Raw genomic sequence first — 437 nt, 5'->3', positions numbered from 1 at the left:
GCCGCCAAGCTGCCGGTGGTGCACACGATCAAGCTGCTCGACTGGGCCTATGGCGGCGAGCCGCCCAAAATGAGTTGACGGCGAAGCATCCGCTAAGGACGATGCGTAATGCCCAACTCACAACAGCAAGATATCGAAACCGTGGTTCGCCTTCTGTCGGAGGAGTCGCGTTCGACATTTCAGGCTCGCTATGCCGATTGCGAAGTCATTATCGCCCGATATTTGAAAGACGGATCGGCGTTCTTGATTCAGCTCATCGAGGCGGCCGTCGAAGCCGGCGTCCACCGGATCACTCTTATCGACGACGCGGTCTCGTTCCTTGACGATGCGGATCTGGCTCGCCTTGCAACCCTCCTGCAAGATGCGGCGGAAGGCGGCGCTGACGTTGAAGACCTGTTGGCTCGCGCCGCCTTGCAGGCGCCCGAGTTGTTCCCGGA

At 60.0% G+C, this 437-nt stretch carries 1 protein-coding gene; it reads left to right on the top strand.

Annotated features, from left to right (window positions below; genetic code table 11):
* Nucleotides 1-108: 108 nt before the first annotated feature.
* Nucleotides 109-437: hypothetical protein (locus tag EOB49_RS36765; RefSeq protein ID WP_164781952.1), on the top strand; the 329-nt coding region annotated here is incomplete at its 3' end.

It is taken from the genome of Mesorhizobium sp. M7A.F.Ca.MR.148.00.0.0 (assembly GCF_003997735.1).
Lineage (GTDB): Bacteria > Pseudomonadota > Alphaproteobacteria > Rhizobiales > Rhizobiaceae > Mesorhizobium.
The sequence above is the reverse complement of the archived record's forward strand: the minus strand, read 5'-3'. Positions and strand labels throughout refer to the sequence as shown.